Genomic DNA, 19,181 nt, shown 5'->3' with positions numbered 1-19,181 from the left:
CGCCGATCCCGCCATTTCTACGTTTTTATTGATTGATCATTCAATAAAAAATACCTAGAGTGGAAACCTTCCCGCATCGCCCGGAGTCCCCCTTGCCCAAGATCGGAATGCGCGACGTGCGTCGCGCGCAACTCATCGACGCCACCCTGCATTCGATCGACCAGTCGGGTCTCTCGGGCACGACGCTCGCCACTGTCGCGCAGCACGCGAAGATCTCCACTGGCATCGTCAGTCACTATTTCGGCGGCAAGGACGGCCTGCTCGAAGCCACCATGCGCCACGTGCTGCACGACCTGTGGGAAGCCACGGTGCGGCGGCGCCTCGCCGCGAAAGACGAACCGCGCGCACGCTTGCGCGCCATCGTTGCGGCCAACTTCGACGTATCGCAGGTGAATTCGCCCGTGATGAAGACGTGGCTCGCGTTCTGGGCCGAGAGCATGCATCAGCCCGCCCTGCGTCGCCTGCAGCGCGTCAACACGCGGCGGCTCCATTCGAACCTCTGCGCGGAGTTCGAGAAGGTGCTGCCAGGCGCCACGGCCCGGCGCGCCGCGAGCGGACTCGCCGCGCTGATCGATGGCCTCTGGCTGCGTGGCGCGCTCACGGGCGAACCGTTCGACACGAAGGCCGCGCTGCGCGTGGCCAACGACTACATCGACCTGCTGCTCGAAGCGCGCGCCAAGCCGCGCTCAAGCAAGTCGGCCAAATAACCCGGCCCGGAGCCCATCGATGTCCCTCTTTCCCCTGCAACGCCTCTTTATCGACGGCACGTACTCCGACGCCACCAGCGGCGAGACCTTCGACACCTACGATCCCGCCACCTGCACGAGGCTCGCCACGGTGCAGCACGCGAGCGCCGCCGATATCGACCGCGCGGTGCAATCGGCGCGCGCCGGCCAACGCGTCTGGGCAGCCATGACAGCGATGCAGCGCTCGCGCGTGCTGCGGCGCGCGGTCGAGTTGCTGCGCGAGCGCAACGACGAACTCGCGGCTCTCGAAACCAGCGACACGGGCAAGCCCATCGCCGAAACGCGCAGTGTGGACATCGTCACCGGCGCCGACGTGATCGAGTACTACGCGGGTCTTGCGCCCGCACTGGAAGGCCAGCAGATTCCGCTGCGCGAGACCTCGTTCGTCTATACGCGCCGCGAGCCGCTGGGCGTCACGGCGGGCATCGGCGCCTGGAACTACCCGCTGCAGATCGCCTGCTGGAAATCGGCGCCTGCGCTTGCGGCCGGCAACGCGATGATCTTCAAGCCGAGCGAGATCACCCCGCTTTCGGCCGCGAAACTCGCCGAGATTTATATCGAGGCAGGCGTGCCGCCGGGCGTGTTCAACGTGGTCCATGGCGACGGCCGCGTGGGCGCCATGCTGAGTGTGCATCCCGGCATCGAGAAGATTTCCTTTACGGGCGGCGTCGAAACGGGCAAGAAGGTCATGGCGGCCGCAGGCGGCTCCACGCTCAAGGAAGTCACGATGGAACTGGGCGGCAAGTCGCCGCTCATCGTCTTCGAAGACGCCGACCTCGATCGCGCCGCCGATATCGCCGTCACCGCCAACTTCTTCAGCGCCGGCCAGGTGTGCACTAACGCCACGCGCGTGTTCGTCCATCAATCCGTGATTGCCGCGTTTGAAGCACGCGTGCTCGAACGCGTGCAGCGCATCCGCGTGGGCAATCCCGCCGATCCCACCACGAACTTCGGGCCGCTCGCGAGCGCCGCGCAACTCGACAAGGTGCTCGGCTATATCGAAAGCGGCAAGCGCGAAGGCGCACGGCTGATCGCGGGCGGCGCGCGCCTCACGCAAGGCGATTTCGCGCGCGGCCAATACGTGCAGCCCACCGTGTTCTCCGGTTGCCGTGACGACATGCGCATCGTGCAGGAAGAAATCTTCGGCCCGGTGATGAGCATTCTCGCCTTCGCCAACGAAGCCGAAGTGATCGCGCGCGCCAACGAATCGCCTTATGGTCTCGCCGCCGGTGTCGTGACCGAAAGCCTCTCGCGCGCGCACCGCGTGATTCATCGGCTCGAAGCCGGCATCTGCTGGATCAACACGTGGGGTGAGTCGCCCGCCGAAATGCCCGTGGGCGGCTACAAGCAGTCGGGCGTGGGCCGCGAAAACGGCATCACCACGCTCGAGCACTACACGCGCATCAAATCCGTCCAGGTGGAACTGGGACCGTATCAGCCCGTTTTTTGAGGGAGTCCTGCATGGCAGCGCAAGAGTACGACTACATCATCATCGGCGCAGGGTCGGCGGGCAATGTGCTCGCCGCGCGCCTCACCGAAGATCGCGATGCGACGGTGCTACTGCTGGAAGCCGGCGGCCCCGACTACCGCTTCGATTTCCGCACGCAGATGCCCGCGGCACTCGCGTACCCGTTACAAGGCCGACGTTACAACTGGGCCTACGAAACCGACCCCGAGCCGCACATGAACAACCGGCGCATGGAATGCGGGCGCGGCAAGGGGCTCGGCGGGTCGTCGCTCATCAACGGCATGTGCTATATCCGCGGCAATGCGCTCGACTATGACGGCTGGGCCGAGCGCAAAGGTCTGGAAAACTGGCGCTATCTGGACTGCCTGCCCTATTTCCGCAAGGCCGAAACGCGCGACGTCGGCGCGAACGATTATCACGGCGGCGAAGGTCCCGTTCACGTGACGACGAGCAAGCCGGGCGTGAACCCGCTCTTCGAAGCGATGATCGAGGCCGGCGTGCAGGCAGGCTACCCGCGCACCGACGATCTCAACGGCTACCGCCAGGAAGGCTTCGGGCCGATGGATCGCACCGTGACCGCCAAAGGCCGGCGCGCGAGCACCGCGCGCGGCTATCTGGATCAGGCAAAGCATCGGCCTAACATCGACATCGTCACGCACGCTGTGACGGACCGCATTCTGTTCAGCGGCAAGCGGGCATGCGGTGTTGTCTTTCTCGATGGACCCGCGCGCGTGACCCGTTATGCGCGTCGCGAAGTGCTGCTGTGCGCGGGCGCGATCGCCTCGCCGCAAATTCTGCAGCGCTCGGGTATCGGACCGGGTGCGTGGCTGCGCGAGCTAGACATTCCCGTTGTGCTCGATCTGCCTGGCGTTGGGCAGAATCTTCAGGACCACCTGGAAATGTACATGCAGTACGAGTGCAAGGAGCCGGTCTCGCTCTACCCCGCGCTTCTCATGCGCAATCAACCGGCCATCGGTCTTGAATGGATGCTGCGGGGCACCGGTATTGGCGCGAGCAATCATTTCGAAGCGGGCGGCTTCATCCGCACGCGCGACGACGATCCGTGGCCGAACCTTCAGTACCACTTTCTGCCCGTTGCGATCAATTACAACGGCAGCAATGCGATCAAGATGCACGGCTTCCAGGCGCACGTGGGCTCGATGCGATCGCCGAGCCGCGGGCGCGTGAAGCTGCGCTCGCGCGATCCGCGTCAGCATCCGTCGATACGCTTCAACTACATGGCCGAAGCGCTCGACTGGCGCGAGTTCCGCGACGCGATCCGCATCACCCGCGAAATCATTGCGCAGCCCGCACTCGACCGTTTTCGCGGACGCGAGTTGAACCCCGGTGCGGCGCTCAAGTCGGACGCCGAGATCGATGCTTTCGTGCGCAACCGCGCGGAAACCGCCTATCACCCGTCGTGTTCGTGCGCGATGGGCGACGACGATATGGCCGTGGTGGACGGCGAAGGCCGCGTGCATGGCGTTGACGGCCTTCGCGTCGTGGATGCGTCGATCATGCCGCGCATTACCACCGGCAACCTCAATGCACCGACGATCATGATCGCGGAAAAGATCGCGGACCGGATTCGCGGGCGTGAGGGGCTGGCGCGTTCGAGTGCGCCGTATTTTGTGGCGAACGGGACGCCGGCGCGGGGCGCTGGCTTTGCCGCCGCGAGTGACACGTCGCGTACGGAGAAAATACGCGCGCATAGCGTGGCGCTTTAAGAAACGCCTATGGGCCAGAGTCGGCTCGCCGACTCTGGCTTTTTCGTTGAATTCGTCATGTATTTCCAGTTCGCGCTCTCTCCATCAAATGATGGATGCGAAAACGCACCGCGATCTTTAGGCTTAGGAAGCGGAACGTCTATTCGCGCCACGTGAAAGGAGATCAGCCATGGCCAACTATAGCTGGGCGCCAGGCGCGACCGGGCATTTCGCAGCGGCGGCAAACTGGCTGGTCAACAGTGCAGCCGCAACACAGCCGCCTGGGCCGAATGACAATGCGACCATCGATGGCGCCGGCGTCGTTGTGAGCGGCGCAGGAACCGTGCAACGGCTGTTGTTCTACGGGACCGCCACCGTATCGGGGCAGTTGACCGCGACTTTTGGCATGCAGGCCAACCAGGTGCTGACGCTCGACCCAGGCGCGGTCCTGACCACGCCCCGGCTCGGCTTGCCCATCGACGGCAGCCACGGCGGCACCTGTGCGCTCACGGTTGGCGCGCAGGCCGTTGTCGCGATCACGCCTTTCCATTCGGTTGACGGTTACGCCATCATGATTGGCGATGCAGGGCCACCATCCGGCGCGTTAGTGGTTCAAGGCGCGGGTGCTGTCGTTGACGGCGGCAATCAGCCCATTGCGGTTGGGCAAGGCAGCCCCGGCACGTTGACCATTGCCGATGGCGGTACCCTCACCGCAGGCAATGGCGACCCACTCATCTATCCCTGGGGACTCGTCATCGGCAACCACGCCGAAGGGGCCGTGAGTGTCTCGGAGGCTACGCTCACCGTACGCGGAGAGATCATCGTCGGGCGGCAGGCCAACGGGACGCTGACCATCGAAGGCTGCAGCGTCGTTGCCGCGAGCGAGCTGAATATCGGCTGGACGCCGCAAACCGACGTTAGCGGCAAGGTTTCGATTTCGGGCAGCCGGGCGCGGCTGGCCATCGAGGGCTTCGTGGACGTTGGCGCTGCGCTGGGGACGGGTTCGCTCACCATCGCGGATCACGCTGTCGTGTCGGCCGGCGTGGGCCTCAACGTCAGTGCGACGGGGACCTTGACGCTCGATCACGGAAAAATCTACACAGCTGCGCTCGGTGTGAACAAAGGCGGCACACTATCCGGCAGCGGCAGGGTGACTGCGCCCATGGGTTTCGAGAACAACGGCGGCGCCATCACGGCAACCGGCACACTTATTCTGGTAGGCGACCTAAGCAATGACGGCAAGATTAACGCCGATGCAGGCAGCGAACTCGTCAGTGCCGGTTCGCTAGGCGGCTCAGGCACGATTACGCTCGACGCGGGCGCCGTCGTATCGGTTGCAGCGGTGGCGAGTACGCAGACCATCACGTTTGCCAGCAACACCGGCAAGCTGGTTCTCGCGAACCCTGGGGCTTTCGACGGCGTGATAGCGGGCTTCGTCAAGGGCGACATCATCGAACTGCTGGCGCCCGCCACGCAACGTACGTTCGCACCCAGTCCCGTGAATGGCCTCACCGGCGGCGTGCTCACGCTCAAGGACACACACGGCAACCCGGTCGCCCAATTAAGCATGATCGGCACGTATGCCACTAGCAATTTCACCGTGACGCTGGGCGTCGTCAAGCATCAGTGAACAGCGCGCTGTCAAGGCGGCGGAAAAAAACGCGGCACCACGCGAGCAAACCGCCCGCACGATGCCGCCAACACTGAAGCCTACTCAGACCGACGCGGCCAGCCAATGCGAAACCGCAATCGTCAGCGCCGCCGCAACGAGCGCACCATAAGGCGCGAGACTCAACCACCGGCTGCGCACCGGCACGCTCACCTCCATATCGAGCGCACTACCCGCCGGAAACCGCCCGCGATCCTGCCAGTAATGCCGGAATGCAAACACCGGCACGATCAGCAGCATGGCAATGAGGCCATCGCGCAGCGTCCCCTCGCCCTGCAGATTGGCACCCGCGCCTACGAACACGAGGTTCGCGTACCCGCACAGCGCACCCAGCGCGAGCAGCCACGCCGGGCAACGAAACGGACGCGCCCACGTGCCACGGTCCATACGATGAATCCACCCCGACTGCAAATTCAGGAAAACGAACAACATGTAGCAGACGTTCGAAATCGACAGCACCGTCATATAGTCCGACATCGCTAGCAGGACGAGATTGAAGCCGAGATCGGTCCACATCGCCGCCGTTGGCGCGCCGTGCTCGTTGACCCGCGAGAGATAGCGCGGTAGCCAGCCATCGACCGAAGCCTGATAGAGCGTGCGCGACGATCCCATCATCGACGTCATCACGATCAGCAGAATGGAGAGCATGAGCATCACCACCACGGCGTTGCCCACCCAGGCGCCGCCGCCCACCATCGCGGCCATCGCGGTGCCCACGCCGGTGCCGTCGCCGATGCGCGGATCGAGCATCATCGCCGTGCCGAGCGTGCCCTGAAACGCGAGCGGAACGAGTGTCATCACCACGAGGCAAAGCGCGCCCGACCAGAATATCGCCCTCGCCGTATCGCGCCGTGGGTCGCGAAACTCGCGCGTATAGCACACCGCCGTTTCGAAGCCGTACGATGCCCATCCCGCCATGAACATCGCGCCCAGCGCCATGACCACACCCTGCCCGTTCCATGTGCCGAACACCGATGCGGTGAGATTACCGTGCGAGTCATGCCCGAGCGGCAGCAGCGGAAAGAGATGTCTGGCCGGCACGTCGCCCGTGATGAACGGCACGAGTCCGACGATCAAAAGCGGCGTGAGCGAAGCGATGCCCAGAATCTTCTGCGTTTTCGCGGCCTTCGAAGCGCCGCTGTGCTGAAGCCGGAACGTGATGAGCAAAAAGGCCGCTGCGATCAGGAACGTGGCGTTGATGCGAAGCGTGAGACCCGGCTTGATGAAGTCCAGGTTGGCGAGCGTCCAGTGCCACTGCATGACGGCGGCTTCGGGCGCAAACAGCGTGGCGAGCGCGTAGTTCGCGGCGAGTCCACAGCCAAGCGCGAGCATGGGCGACCACGCGAGCCAGTTACACCAAACGGAAACCGGCGCGATCATCTTGCTGTAACGGACCCAGCCGATTGCTCCGTACACCGAAGCACCGCCCGATTTATGGGGAAAGAGCCCTGAAATCTCGGCGTAAGTGGCGCTTTGCACCAGACCCATCGTGATCGACGCGATCCAGATGGCCCAGGCCGGCTGACCGATGGTCGCGCAAACGCCGCCAATCGTGAACAGCACGCCCGCGGGCACGCCGCTCGTCACCCAGAACGCATCTTTCCATGTAAGTCCGCGTTGCAGCGCATGGCCATGGTTGCCTCGTGCGGCGCTCTCCTCTGCGCCGTGCGTACCGATTCCCGCTTGCTCCATCTGCCTCCTCCTCTTTTGAACGCTAATCAACCAAAATTGCCGCGCAAATAGGGATGTACCGCAGGGGTGTCCGCGGCTTTCACCGCGGACAAAGGCACGTCAATGCACGCCCAGCGAGGCGCGCACGGCAGGCAGGCCCGGCTTGCCGTCCAGCGTGGTCACGCCGGCGAGCCAGTTGTCGAGCACCTGCGGATTGCCGCGCAGCCAGTCGGCGGCGGCCTTGTTGGGGTCCTCCTTGTTGGCGATCGGCACCATCAAATGGTTCTCGATGGCGGTCGTGAACTGGAGGTTGGAGACGAACTTCGCCACGTTCGGGCAGCGCGCGGCATAGTCGGGCGGTTCGGCGGTCAGCACGCGCGCCGCGCCGTAGTCGGGCCCGAACACCGCGTCGCCGCCTGAGAGATAGTCGATCTTCATCTGCACGTTCATGGGATGCGGCTCCCACCCAAGGAAGACGATCCATTGTTTCTCGCGCACGGCGCGGTTCACCTGCACGAGCATGCCCGCCTCGCTCGATTCGACGAGCTTGAATTTGCCGAGGCCATACTGGTTCGCGCCGATCATCTTCTGGATCAGCGCGTTGCCGTCGTTGCCGGGTTCGATGCCGTAGATGCGCCCTTGCAGTTTGTCCGCGTATTTCGCAATGTCCTGGAACGATTTCAGGCCGCCCTGGTAGACATAATCGGGAACGGCGAGCGTATATTTCGCGCCCGTGAGATTCGGCGTCGAGAGGACTTTGATCGAGCCAGACTTCGTGAAGGGCTCGATGATCGGGTCCATGGTCGGCGACCAGTAGCCGAGGAACACGTCGATCTGCTTGCTCTTGAGCCCTGCGAACGTGATCGGCACCGACGCGATCGTTTTCGTCGGCGCATAGCCAAGCGCCCCGAGAATCGTCGATGCGACGCCCGTGGTCGCCGCGATATCGGTCCAGCCCACGTCGGCGAAACGCACGTCCTTGCACGCGGCGGGATCGGCCGCGTGAGCGCTGGCGCAGAGGACTGCGGCGCACGCGAGCGCGCCTGTCTTAAGCAGGGGGAATCGGCACATCGTCATCTCCTCGAGGAATCGAACTGCGTCGCAGGGTCATGAAGTCTCATGACACATAGTTGTCCGGCAAAAAGCGGACTAACGTAGCAATTGCGACGAGCAATTGCGCAGAAGCGACAAGCGATTCCAGCGAAGCCCACTGAACAACGGCTTTAAGTTAATTGAACGATCAATAAACGAACTTCGGCCGTGTTCCTTTCATTTTCAAAATGTAATCAGGCCTGCTTGACGACATGCCGCGCGGCGTCAGCCTCGCACGCGGGGCGTCTGCCAGACAGGGTCGCGCGCGAATTCGACGAAGGATTTCAGGTAATCGACCACGGCGTCGCCCTCCCGCGTGCCGAGAAAGATCTGCTTCGCAATGCCCTGCTTGCCGAGCTTCACGATCGCGAGAGGCATACGGTCTGCGTATTCTTCCGCGAGCCAGCGCGGCAACGCGGCCACGCCTCGATGGCTCGCGACCATCTGCAGCATGATGTCGGTCGTTTCGATCGTCTTGTGACGGCGCGGCGCGATGTTCGCGGGTCGCAGAAACTGGTTGTAGATATCGAGCCGGTCGGTATCCACGGGATACGTGATGAGCGTTTCGTCGATGAGCTGCTCGGGCTTCACGTAGCGCACGTTCGCGAGCCGATGGTTTTCCGCGACCACCAGCACCTGCTCGTAGTCGAAGACCGGATCGAAACGCAGACCGGGCCGCTGGAGCGGGTCGGGCGTGACCAGCACGTCGATGTCATAGCCGATCAACGCGCCGATGCCGCCAAACTGAAAACGCTGCTTCACGTCCACATCGACGTCGGGCCAGCGCGCCAGATACGGCGACACCACCTTGAGCAGCCACTGATAGCACGGCGCGCATTCCATACCGATGCGTAGCGTGCCGCGCTCGCCCGCCGCGTACTGCTTCATGCGCTCTTCTGCGAGCTCGAACTGGGGCAAGAGTCGTTCGGCCAATGACAGCAGGTACTGGCCGGCTTGCGTAAGCCGCAGGCTGCGGCCTTCGCGGTCCCAGATCTGGGTGCCGAGCTGCTGCTCGATTTTCTTGACCGTATGGCTCAACGCCGATTGCGTGAGGAACAGCGACTCCGCGGCTGCGGTAAGCGAGCCCTGCCGGGCGACTTCGCGGACGATGACAAGGTGAACACGTTCGAGCATGGAAAAGGGCGACCCCCCCGCCGATCCGGCGACAGATGAAGAAAACTAATGGATGGATGAAATAATGCCATTTTTCTTCATCGTCTGATACCTCTATGATCGCAGCCACTCTGGATCGTTTTCAGCACTTTCATTTCGGACGGCAACGCACATGGTCACTACGCACAATCTCGGCTTTCCGCGCATCGGCGCGAAACGCGAACTCAAATTCGGTCTGGAGCGCTACTGGAAAGGCGAATCTTCGCGCGACGAACTGAAGGCGCTTGGCGCACAACTGCGCGCACGCCATTGGGAAAACCAGCAGGGTCTCGACTTCGTGCCCGCCGGCGACTTTGCGTTCTACGACCAGGTGCTCGACATGAGCTTCACGCTCGGCAACCTGCCCGAGCGCGTGCAGGGCTTCCACGGCGACAAGCTCGACAACTACTTCCGCGTGGCGCGTGGCCGCTCGGCCCATGGCGCCGAAGAACATGCCGCTTGCTGCGGCGGCGTCGCGGCCGGCGAAATGACGAAGTGGTTCGACACGAACTATCACTACATCGTCCCCGAATTCACGGCCGATACGCAGTTCAACCTCGACACATCGCGCCTTTCCGAACAACTGCGCGAAGCGCGCGAGCTGGGCGTGAAGGCCAAGCCCGTGATCGTCGGGCCGCTCACTTACCTGTGGCTCGGCAAGGCCAAGGACGATTCCGACAAGCTGGCGCTGCTGCCGCGCATCATGCCCGTGTATCGCGCGCTGCTCGACTACTTCCGCGTGATGGACGTCGAGTGGGTGCAGATCGACGAACCGATTCTCGTGACCGAACTCGATCCGGCATGGCGAGCCGCGTTTGCAACGGCGTATGAAGGGTTCGAGCTGCGCAGCGTCAAGCTGCTGCTGGCCACTTACTTCGGCCAACTGCAGGACAATCTCGACCTCGCATGCTCGCTGCCCGTAGACGGTCTGCATATCGACGCGATCAACGCCCGCGCCGAAGTCGCGCTGGCCGCACGAAAGCTGCCCGCGCAGAGCGTGCTTTCGGTGGGCGCGATCAACGGGCGCAACATCTGGAAGACGGACCTGAACGCCACGCTCGAATGGCTCGAGCCGCTCGCGAAGCAACTGGGCGAGCGCCTCTGGATCGCACCGTCGTGCTCGCTGTTGCACGTGCCGGTGGATCTCGCGAGCGAAGAGAAGCTCGATGCAGAAATCCGTTCGTGGCTCGCATTCGCGCTGCAAAAGCTCGACGAAGTGAAGGTGCTCGCCACGGCGCTGAACGCTGGCCGCGACAAGGTCGCCGCCGAACTCGCCGCGAACGCCGCTGCCGTGCAAGCGCGCCGCCAGTCGCCGCGTGTGAATAACCCCGCAGTGAAGGCCGCGATCGCTCGCATCGACGCACAGCTTGGCAATCGCCAGCACGCTTACGCCGAGCGCGCCGCGAAACAGGCCGCCCGCCTGAAGCTGCCCGCGTTCCCGACCACCACGATCGGCTCGTTCCCGCAAACCGTGGAGATCCGCCAGGCGCGCAGCCAGTTCAAGAGCGGCGCACTCGACAACGCGGGCTACCAGGCCGCCATGCGCGCCGAAATCGAGCGCAGCGTGCGCGAGCAGGAGCAACTGGGCCTCGACGTACTCGTGCACGGCGAAGCCGAGCGCAACGACATGGTCGAATACTTCGGCGAGCAACTCGACGGCTATGCGTTCAGTCAGTTCGGCTGGGTGCAGTCGTACGGTTCGCGCTGCGTGAAGCCGCCCATTCTGTTCGGCGACATCAGCCGCCCGAAGGCGATGACCGTGGAGTGGATCACCTACGCGCAATCGCTCACGAACAAGCCCATGAAGGGCATGCTCACGGGCCCGGTGACGATCCTCAACTGGTCCTTCGTGCGTGACGACCAGCCGCGTTCGGTCTCGTGCTACCAGCTCGCGCTCGCCATTCGCGATGAAGTGCTCGACCTGGAGACGGCCGGCGTGGGCGTGATCCAGATCGACGAGGCGGCGCTGCGCGAGGGCCTGCCGCTGCGCCGCGCACAGTGGGGCGAGTATCTGCGCTGGGCCGTGGAATCGTTCCGCATCACGGCGAACAGCGTGGCAGACGAAACGCAGATCCACACGCACATGTGCTATTCGGAGTTCAACGACATCATCGCGTCGATCGCCGATATGGATGCCGACGTCATTACGATTGAAACGTCGCGCTCGGATATGGAACTGCTCGACGCATTCGACAATTTCAGGTATCCGAACGAAATCGGGCCGGGCGTGTACGACATTCACTCGCCGAATATCCCGACCGAAGCGCATATCGTGCAGCTGATGCAGAAGGCCGCTGAGCGTATTCCGGCAGAGCGTCTGTGGGTCAACCCTGACTGCGGTTTGAAGACGCGTCAGTGGGCCGAGGTGCTTTCTGCGCTGACCAACATGGTTGCTGCCGCCAAGGCGCTGCGCAGCCAGGTGCAACAAGGCGCATTGGTGCACTGAGCCGCGCGCAGTCAGCCCGTTTCACGCGCCCCGAGCCTGTCTTGAGGCGCGTCAGTGTTCTACCTCATCACGTTGCTCGCGCAACCATTACCGTAATTCCCGTCGCAATATTTTCCCCGTGGCCGTCTTCGGCAATTCTTCGCGGAACTCGACGATGCGTGGGTATTTGTACGCCGCCATGCGCGCCTTGCAGAACGCGATCAACTCCGCCGCGTCGGCCACTGCGCCCGCACGCAGGCTCACCACGGCTTTCACCGTCTCGCCGCGATAAGGATCGGGCACACCCACCACGGCCGCTTCGCGCACGGCGGGATGGCCGTAAAGCACGTCTTCCACTTCGCGCGGCCAGACCTTGTAACCGGCCGCGTTGATCATGTCCTTCTTGCGGTCGACGAGATAGAACCAGCCCGCTTCGTCCATGAAGCCGACGTCGCCGGTGTGGAACCAGCCGCCGCGGAACGCATTGGCGGTCTCCGTTGGGTTGTTCCAGTAGCCGGGCACGACCATCGGCCCGCGGCAGACGATCTCGCCCGTTTCGCCGGGCGCGAGCATGCGGCCGTCGTCGTCGACGATCGCCGCTTCGGCGCCCGGCACCGGCACGCCCATGGCCAGCGCGCCACTGTGCGGATCGACGGGCGCCGTCCTCGCGAGCGGCACCATGTGCGTGGGCGAGTTCGTTTCGGTGAGCCCATACGCGCCGTGGATCACGTGGCCGAACTTCGCGCGAAACGCCTCAACCACGCTGGGCGCAATCGGCGCGCCGCCCGAATAGATCTTCGTGAGCGTGGCCAGCTTTTCGCGGGTCGCATCGGCGTGATGCAGCAGCGCGATGAACACCGTGATCGCGCCGATCGTGAACTCCGCGCCGTGTTCCTCGATGGCGTCGAGCGTGGCGGCCGGGTCGAAGCGGTGCGTGAGAACAAGCGGCGCGCGCGCAATCCACGCCGCGCCGATATGGCCCACCAGGCCGGTAATGTGAAAGAGCGGCGCCACGCCGAGTATCGGGCCGCCTTCGCGCAGGCCGCAGAAGTCGCGGTAGGTCTGCGAGTTGAACGCGAAATTGCCGTGCGTGCAGATCGCGCCTTTCGGGCGGCCGCTCGTGCCCGAGGTATAGACGAGCATGGCCGGGTCGCTCGCCGCCAGCGCGACCGGCGCCGGCTTGCGCCCTTGCTGCACGGCCTGCGCTGCCTGCAAAAGATCGCGTGCGCGCTCGCCTGCCCCACTTTCTTCGCGGTATGCGCCGAACACGCGCGGATCGTCGCGTGTTTGCAGCGCACGCGCGCGCGTGGTGAGTACGCGCGGCGCGGCGTTGCCGTCGGCTTCGATGCTCGCGATCACTTCGCGAACGACTTCACCTTCGAGCGCGGCGTCGCAGATCAGCATGCGCGTTTGCGAATCGTCGAGCAGCAGTTTCAGTTCGCGCGCGCGGTTCATCGGATTGACAGGCACCATCACGCCGCCCGCTTTCCAGATACCGAGCAAGGCCATCACGAACTGCGGCACGTTCTGCAAGTACAGCGCCACGCGATCGCCGCGCTGCACGCCTTCGTCGAGAAGTACGCAGGCTATGCGGTCGCTCCACGCATCGAGCGCCTGCCAGTCGAGCCTGCCGTCGAAGTAAAGCAGCGCGTTTTCGTGCGGCGCGTGAGCGAGCGTCGCCGCGAACAGGTCGAGGCCGTTCGTATAGTCCTGCTGAGGATTCGTCTCGATGCCGATGTCGTATAGCGCGCGCCAGGGGAAGCTTTCGTAGGCGTTCACATCTGCCTCCTCAAGCGGCGTCCGCCGGCTGGCCCACCGTATCGCGCGCCATGAACCAGTAGAGCAGCGGCTGTCGATGTAGTGGTGGATGCGGTTGCAACCAGTTTGTCGTCCACCCTGTCTCCTCCTCGTTGGCCTACGTTTTTTTTGCGTGCGCTTTTGCGCGCGCTCGTGGGACTCAAACCGCGTTCGCGCCCACATCGTGGGACTTTTCGCTGTGGGAGCAACGGTACGCGCGAGGGACATTGTGCGCCGGTTGGCACGAATGGAAAGCGCCGTATTTGCATAAACGCATGACGTCGATGTGAATACGCGGATCGTTATTCTTTTCGCATGCGCTCTTACCAACCGTTACACAAGCGAAGCAATCGTTTCACCTGAACGGCAAGCGAGTTCATAGAATTCCTCAGACCGTTGAGCAGCAAGGCTGCCACGTCAGAACGGTCCCGCGCAAAGCCGCATGGAATGCCGCAATAAATGCGGCGCTGCGCGCAATCGATACCAACTACGCAGAATGGAGTTCACATGACTCGCCTCTCGCTTGCCTCGCTCATCGCGGCTTCGGCCGCCAGCCTTTGCGCCGTTACGCTGAGCGCCCATGCGCAGACCCCCGCGCCTTCCGCGGCTTCTGCCTCCACCACGGCCGCGACCGGCCCGCTTCACGAAGCCGACAAGGCCTTCATCGCAGACGGCACGCAAACCGTCGCCACGCAGCGCGATGCCGCGCGCATTGCCGACTCGCGCTCGACCGACCGCGAAGTGAAAGCCTTCGCAGAGAAACTGGTGGCCGACTATTCGAAGCTCTCTGACTCGATGCGCGCGGCGAGCCCGCGCGGCGTGGACGTGCCGCACAACGACCCGGATGCGGCGGTGATCAGCAGCATTAACAATCTGCGCGGCGCGGATTTCGACAAGACGTATATCGAGCAGGTCGCGCTGGCCGGCCAGCAGAAAACGCTCTCGGCCTTCCAGGCGGAAATCGCCTCGGGCCGCGACGCGGGCCTCAAGAAGGCTGCCACGGCAGGCCTGCCCGTGATCCAGGCCGACTACGCCAAGGCTCAGGAACTCGCCAAGCGCAAGCACCTGGCAGGCTGATGACGATGTGATGCACAAAGGGGCCGGCCGCATGCGCGCCGGCCCCTTTGCCGCTTACTCTTCCTTCTTTTCGCCCGCGGCCAGGGCGAGCCGCTCCATGCGTCGATCGGGCACGAGCCAGAGCAACGCCGCAATGAAATAGAAAATCGCGCCAACGCGTGGATAGTCGAGCGCCGCAAGCGCAAAACCCGCGGAATAAATCACTGGCGAAATCTTGCCCTTCACGTCACTGCCCAATGCAATGGCAAGCGGACTTTGCGTGCCGTGATAGCGCACGAGCGTGAACTGCAGTGCGACATAGGCAATCGCGCAAAGCAGCAAGTTGACGCCGTAAAGCGCGGTCGGCCAGCGTCCGAACTCGTTCTCGCCCATCCAGCCCGTGGTGAACGGCAGCAGCGAAAGCCAGAACAGCAGATGCAGGTTGGCCCAGAGCACCGAGCCGTTCACGCGGCGCGCCACCTGCAGCATGTGATGATGGTTGTTCCAGTAGATACCCACGTAGATGAAGCTCAGCACATAGCTCAGATAAACCGGCCAGAGCGGCGCGAGCGCAGCGAGATCGTTGCCGTGCGGTACCTTGAGTTCCAGCACCATGATGGTGATGATGATGGCGAGCACGCCATCGCTGAATGCTTCGAGTCGGGTTTTTTCCATCTGCGGGATCGGCTTGCAAGGGATGTAAGGCGAGCGGCAAGTATGGCCGAAGTCGCCGCGCGATGCCACGTAGTCGCGGCGGCAACGCAGTTGCGTATCTTGCGCTGCACATGGCGCGCGAGCGTTCCTGACCTATGATGCCCTTGAGCGCCACGCCAGCCAGCCAGCCAGCCAGCCAGCCACGGATCATGAACTCCACGCCATCCGCAACCCGCGACCGCCCCGAGCACCCCAAGCACCCTGAGCTCCCCGAGCGCCGCGTGCCCGTCTGGGATCTGCCCACGCGACTGTTCCACTGGCTGACCGTTGTGCTCGTGGCCGCGGCTTACGTCACGCAGCGCATGAACTGGATGCAGATGCACGTGCGCCTCGGCGAGACGCTGCTCGCGCTCGTGCTGTTTCGCATTCTGTGGGGGTGCTTCGGCAGCGAGACTGCGCGCTTCTCGCGCTTCGTCGCCTCGCCGCGCAAGGCGATCGAGCATCTGCGCCACGTGTTGCGGCGCGAGCCCGACGTGCAGGTGGGTCACAACGCGGCGGGCGGCTGGATGGTTCTGCTGCTGCTCGCGCTGCTGCTGGTCGAAACGCTCACCGGCCTCTACGACAACAACGATATCGCCGACGAAGGCCCGCTCAGCGAAATCGTGCCAGCGAAAATCGCCAATGCCATAGCCGGCCTGCACGCATGGGGCTGGGACGTGCTCGCGGCGGCGGTCGTGCTGCACGTGTGCGCGATTGCCGTCTACGCGCTCGTGAAAGGCCACAATCTGATCGGCCCGATGCTGAGCGGCAGAAAGCGCCTGCCCGCCTCGGTACGCGCGCCCGCGCGCGCGTCGCTCTGGCTCGCGGCTTTGTTGATGGGGCTATCGGGCGTCGTGGTCGCCCTCCTCTCCGCCTACATTTGATGCCGCAAATTGATGTGTCAAACCCACGCGAAGCCCGCGCAGCGCGTAAAATCAGCGGCTCGTTTTCACTCGACAAGAATTATCGATGGCAACTTACCGCGAATTGCTCGCCCAGAAGCGCGAACTCGATGCACGCATCGAAGCCGCGCAAGCCGAAGCGGCACAACAGGCGCTGGCCAATGTGCGCGCGGCAATCGCCGAATTCGGCTTCACGCCCGACGAGGTGTTCGGCAAGCCGCGCCGGGAAAAGGCCGCGCGCCGCGCTAGCAAGACCGTGGGCAATGAGGGCAAAAAGCGCGAGCGCGCCAATCTGGACCTGTTCGGCGACACCGCCGACAACGCCTGACCGGCCGCATTCGCTCTTTATAAGCAAACAGGACCGCAAGGGCCCTGTCGCCAGCCATGGCGCGGCCGGCTGGCGCGCGCATGGCGTGAACACCGAACGCGTTACTGCGCGCCGAGCTTCTTGATCAGCACGTCGAGCTGCGCCACTTCCTCTTGCGTGAGGTCGGTGAGCGGCGCGCGCACCGGGCCCGCGTCGCGGCCCACGAGCTTCGCGCCCGCCTTCACGATGCTCACCGCGTAGCCCGCGCGGCGATTGCGGATGGCGAGGTACGGCAGGAAGAATTCGTCGATGAGCTTGCCGACCGTCGCGTGGTCGTCGGCAGCAATCGCGCGGTAGAACTGCATGGCCGTCTTCGGAATGAAGTTGAACACCGCCGACGAATACACGGGCACGCCCAGCGCCTTGTACGCCGCTGCGTAGACTTCGGCCGTGGGCAGGCCGCCCAGGTACGAGAAGCGGTCGCCCAGGCGGCGGCGAATCGTCACCATCGCCTCGATCTCACCCACGCCGTCCTTGAAGCCGATGAGGTTCTCGCAGCGGTCCGCCAACTGCTCCAGCATGTCGGCGCCCAGCTTCGAGTTGGCCCGGTTGTAGACGATCACGCCCATCTTCGGCACGGCCTTGCAGACCTGCTCCACGTGCGCGGCAATGCCTTCCTGCGAGGCTTCCGTGAGGTAGTGCGGCATCAGCAGAATGCCCTGCGCGCCGTTGCGCTCGGCCTCCTGCGCGTACTCGATGGCCACGCGCGTCGCGCCGCCCGCGCCCGCGAGAATCGGCACGTTGCCCTTGCAGGTTTCGGTGGCCGTCTTGATGACCTGCGAGTATTCGCTCTTCGTGAGCGAGAAGAATTCGCCCGTGCCGCCCGCCGCGAACAGCGCGCTCGCGCCATACGGGGCCAGCCATTCGAGGCGCTCCGCGTAGGTGTTCGCGCGGAAGTTGCCTTGCGCGTCGAAGTCGGTCACGGGGAATGAAAGCAGGCCTTCGGAGACGATTTGCTTGAGTTCTTGCGGCGTGGTCATGGTCTTGATCCTGTTGCGAAGTCAGTAAAGGTGTTCAGTTGACGATGGCGTTCAGCGCACGAGGCACGGACGCTTGTTGTCGAATTTCCAGTTGGGAATGAGGTATTGCATGGCGATCGCGTCGTCGCGCGCGCCAAGGCCGTGCTCCTGGTAGAGCGCGTGGGCCTTTTCCAGCTCGTCCATGTCGATCTCGATGCCAAGGCCCGGCTTTTGCGGCACCTGCACCTTGCCGCCCACGATCTGCAGCGGTTCGCGCGTGAGGCGCTGGCCGTCCTGCCAGATCCAGTGCGTGTCGATCGCCGTGATCTTGCCAGGCGCGGCGGCTGCCGCGTGCGTGAACATCGCGAGCGAAATGTCGAAGTGATTGTTCGAGTGCGAGCCCCATGTGAGGCCCCAGTCGTTGCACATCTGCGCCACGCGCACCGAGCCCTGCATGGTCCAGAAGTGCGGGTCGGCAAGCGGAATGTCCACCGATTGCAACTGGATCGCGTGGCCCATCTGGCGCCAGTCGGTCGCGATCATGTTGGTGGCCGTGGGCAGGCCCGTCGCGCGGCGGAACTCCGCCATCACTTCGCGACCCGAATAGCCGTTCTCCGCGCCGCAGGGGTCTTCGGCGTAAGCGAGCACGTCGTGCTTGTCGCGGCACAGGCGGATGGCTTCCGCGAGCGACCACGCGCCGTTCGGGTCGAGCGTCACGCGGGCCTCGGGAAAGCGCTCGGCCAGCGCCGTGACCGCTTCCATTTCCGCGTCGCCCGCCAGCACGCCGCCCTTGAGCTTGAAGTCGTTGAAGCCGTAGCGCGCTTTCGCGGCTTCGGCCAGACGCACGACGGCTTGCGGCGTCATCGCTTCTTCGGTGCGCAGGCGCTCCCAGTCGTCGCGCCCATCGGCGCCGCTCGCGTACGCGAGATCGGTCTTGTTGCGATCGCCGATGTAGAACAGATAGCCGAGCATCTCCACTTCGCTGCGCTGCTGGCCTTCGCCCAGCAGCGCGGCCACGGGCACGTTCAGATGCTGGCCGAGCAAGTCGAGCAACGCGGCTTCGAGTGCCGTGACCGCGTGAATCGTGGTGCGCAGGTCGAAGGTCTGCAGGCCGCGGCCGCCCGAGTCGCGCTCGGCGAACTGCTTGCGCACGGTGTTGAGCACCGACTGCATATTGCCGATGGACTGGCCGACCACGAACGCACGCGCGTCTTCGAGCGTCTTGCGGATCGCCTCGCCGCCCGGCACTTCGCCGATGCCGGTGTTGCCCGCGCTGTCGCGCAGCAGCACGACGTTGCGCGTGAAGAACGGACCGTGCGCGCCCGAGAGGTTCAGCAGCATGCTGTCGCGGCCCGCCACGGGCACGACACGCAGCTCGGTCACAACGGGCGTGGCGTTCGGTTGAACGGTTTGTGTAGACATGAACGGATTACCTGTAAAAGTGCGGCGCGCTGCGCCCTGACAATCAAAACGTTTGC

The 19,181-nt window shown here is 64.1% G+C and carries 15 protein-coding genes; 8 read left to right on the top strand and 7 right to left on the bottom strand.

What is annotated here, in order from left to right; translation table 11 throughout:
• Positions 1-92: 92 nt before the first annotated feature.
• The 4 genes from betI (at position 93) to JMY28_RS10780 (ending at position 5,550) form a co-directional block, all read left to right on the top strand.
• On the top strand, positions 93-707 hold the full coding sequence (betI, locus tag JMY28_RS10795) for a transcriptional regulator BetI (protein WP_201695879.1): 615 nt from the start codon (positions 93-95) through the stop codon (positions 705-707).
• 19 nt (positions 708-726) lie between these two features.
• Positions 727-2,196 carry a betaine-aldehyde dehydrogenase gene (gene betB / locus JMY28_RS10790; RefSeq protein ID WP_201695878.1) on the top strand — a complete coding sequence of 490 codons (1,470 nt, stop codon included), beginning with the start codon at positions 727-729 and terminating at the stop codon, positions 2,194-2,196.
• Positions 2,197-2,207: 11 nt separating this feature from the next.
• The gene (betA, locus tag JMY28_RS10785; protein WP_236596788.1) at positions 2,208-3,941 is read left to right on the top strand and encodes a choline dehydrogenase; all 1,734 of its coding nucleotides are present in this window, start codon (positions 2,208-2,210) and stop codon (positions 3,939-3,941) included.
• Positions 3,942-4,110: 169 nt separating this feature from the next.
• A complete protein-coding gene (locus JMY28_RS10780; protein ID WP_201695877.1) occupies positions 4,111-5,550 on the top strand; it encodes a hypothetical protein in 1,440 nt (479 codons plus the stop codon).
• 84 nt (positions 5,551-5,634) lie between these two features.
• On the opposite strand, the gene JMY28_RS10775 is transcribed toward JMY28_RS10780, so the two are convergent.
• The 3 genes from JMY28_RS10775 to JMY28_RS10765 all read right to left on the bottom strand — a co-directional run bounded on the left by JMY28_RS10775 (position 5,635) and on the right by JMY28_RS10765 (position 9,486).
• On the bottom strand, positions 5,635-7,281 hold the full coding sequence (locus JMY28_RS10775; RefSeq protein ID WP_201695876.1) for an APC family permease: 1,647 nt from the start codon (positions 7,279-7,281) through the stop codon (positions 5,635-5,637).
• Between the two features lie 99 nt (positions 7,282-7,380).
• Positions 7,381-8,331, bottom strand: coding sequence for a choline ABC transporter substrate-binding protein (locus JMY28_RS10770; RefSeq protein ID WP_201695875.1), 951 nt, complete (start codon positions 8,329-8,331; stop codon positions 7,381-7,383).
• A 246-nt stretch (positions 8,332-8,577) separates the two neighbouring features.
• Positions 8,578-9,486 (bottom strand): LysR family transcriptional regulator, encoded by a 909-nt coding sequence (locus JMY28_RS10765; protein ID WP_201695874.1) that lies wholly within the window; start codon positions 9,484-9,486, stop codon positions 8,578-8,580.
• Positions 9,487-9,637: 151 nt separating this feature from the next.
• On the opposite strand from JMY28_RS10765, the gene metE reads away from it, so the two are divergent.
• Entirely contained in the window at positions 9,638-11,950 is a 2,313-nt protein-coding gene (gene metE, locus JMY28_RS10760) for a 5-methyltetrahydropteroyltriglutamate--homocysteine S-methyltransferase (RefSeq protein WP_201695873.1), read from the top strand.
• Positions 11,951-12,037: 87 nt separating this feature from the next.
• Here metE and JMY28_RS10755 read toward each other — a convergent pair whose 3' ends face one another.
• Positions 12,038-13,708: a class I adenylate-forming enzyme family protein gene (locus tag JMY28_RS10755; protein ID WP_236596787.1), complete on the bottom strand. Its 1,671-nt coding sequence runs from the start codon at positions 13,706-13,708 to the stop codon at positions 12,038-12,040.
• Positions 13,709-14,233: 525 nt separating this feature from the next.
• Here JMY28_RS10755 and JMY28_RS10750 point away from each other — a divergent pair.
• Positions 14,234-14,803 (top strand): DUF4142 domain-containing protein, encoded by a 570-nt coding sequence (locus JMY28_RS10750; RefSeq protein WP_201695871.1) that lies wholly within the window; start codon positions 14,234-14,236, stop codon positions 14,801-14,803.
• Positions 14,804-14,857: 54 nt separating this feature from the next.
• Here the strand turns inward: JMY28_RS10750 and JMY28_RS10745 are convergent, their stop codons facing one another.
• Entirely contained in the window at positions 14,858-15,457 is a 600-nt protein-coding gene (locus tag JMY28_RS10745) for a TMEM175 family protein (RefSeq protein ID WP_201695870.1), read from the bottom strand.
• Between the two features lie 188 nt (positions 15,458-15,645).
• On the opposite strand from JMY28_RS10745, the gene JMY28_RS10740 reads away from it, so the two are divergent.
• Positions 15,646-16,359, top strand: a complete 714-nt coding sequence (locus JMY28_RS10740) for a cytochrome b/b6 domain-containing protein (RefSeq protein WP_201695869.1) — start codon at positions 15,646-15,648, stop codon at positions 16,357-16,359.
• 85 nt (positions 16,360-16,444) lie between these two features.
• The gene (locus tag JMY28_RS10735) at positions 16,445-16,705 is read left to right on the top strand and encodes an H-NS family nucleoid-associated regulatory protein (protein ID WP_201695868.1); all 261 of its coding nucleotides are present in this window, start codon (positions 16,445-16,447) and stop codon (positions 16,703-16,705) included.
• 101 nt (positions 16,706-16,806) lie between these two features.
• On the opposite strand, the gene kdgD is transcribed toward JMY28_RS10735, so the two are convergent.
• The gene (gene kdgD, locus JMY28_RS10730; protein WP_201695867.1) at positions 16,807-17,724 is read right to left on the bottom strand and encodes a 5-dehydro-4-deoxyglucarate dehydratase; all 918 of its coding nucleotides are present in this window, start codon (positions 17,722-17,724) and stop codon (positions 16,807-16,809) included.
• 51 nt (positions 17,725-17,775) lie between these two features.
• On the bottom strand, positions 17,776-19,125 hold the full coding sequence (gudD, locus tag JMY28_RS10725) for a glucarate dehydratase (RefSeq protein ID WP_201695866.1): 1,350 nt from the start codon (positions 19,123-19,125) through the stop codon (positions 17,776-17,778).
• Between the last annotated feature and the right edge of the window lie 56 nt (positions 19,126-19,181).

The sequence above is a fragment of the Paraburkholderia hiiakae genome (genome assembly GCF_904848665.1).
GTDB classification, from domain to species: Bacteria; Pseudomonadota; Gammaproteobacteria; order Burkholderiales; family Burkholderiaceae; genus Paraburkholderia; species Paraburkholderia hiiakae.
The sequence above is the reverse complement of the archived record's forward strand: the minus strand, read 5'-3'. Positions and strand labels throughout refer to the sequence as shown.

Bases quoted from the DNA above. Each gene is read 5' to 3' on its own strand.
- JMY28_RS10745 (WP_201695870.1), bottom strand. From the start codon at position 15,457: ATGGAAAAAACCCGACTCGAAGCATTCAGCGATGGCGTGCTCGCCATC.
- JMY28_RS10735 (WP_201695868.1), top strand. From the start codon at position 16,445: ATGGCAACTTACCGCGAATTGCTCGCCCAGAAGCGCGAACTCGATGCA.
- JMY28_RS10770 (WP_201695875.1), bottom strand. From the start codon at position 8,331: ATGTGCCGATTCCCCCTGCTTAAGACAGGCGCGCTCGCGTGCGCCGCA.
- metE (WP_201695873.1), top strand. From the start codon at position 9,638: ATGGTCACTACGCACAATCTCGGCTTTCCGCGCATCGGCGCGAAACGC.
- JMY28_RS10750 (WP_201695871.1), top strand. From the start codon at position 14,234: ATGACTCGCCTCTCGCTTGCCTCGCTCATCGCGGCTTCGGCCGCCAGC.
- JMY28_RS10780 (WP_201695877.1), top strand. From the start codon at position 4,111: ATGGCCAACTATAGCTGGGCGCCAGGCGCGACCGGGCATTTCGCAGCG.
- gudD (WP_201695866.1), bottom strand. From the start codon at position 19,125: ATGTCTACACAAACCGTTCAACCGAACGCCACGCCCGTTGTGACCGAG.
- JMY28_RS10765 (WP_201695874.1), bottom strand. From the start codon at position 9,486: ATGCTCGAACGTGTTCACCTTGTCATCGTCCGCGAAGTCGCCCGGCAG.
- betB (WP_201695878.1), top strand. From the start codon at position 727: ATGTCCCTCTTTCCCCTGCAACGCCTCTTTATCGACGGCACGTACTCC.
- betA (WP_236596788.1), top strand. From the start codon at position 2,208: ATGGCAGCGCAAGAGTACGACTACATCATCATCGGCGCAGGGTCGGCG.
- JMY28_RS10775 (WP_201695876.1), bottom strand. From the start codon at position 7,281: ATGGAGCAAGCGGGAATCGGTACGCACGGCGCAGAGGAGAGCGCCGCA.
- JMY28_RS10740 (WP_201695869.1), top strand. From the start codon at position 15,646: ATGAACTCCACGCCATCCGCAACCCGCGACCGCCCCGAGCACCCCAAG.
- kdgD (WP_201695867.1), bottom strand. From the start codon at position 17,724: ATGACCACGCCGCAAGAACTCAAGCAAATCGTCTCCGAAGGCCTGCTT.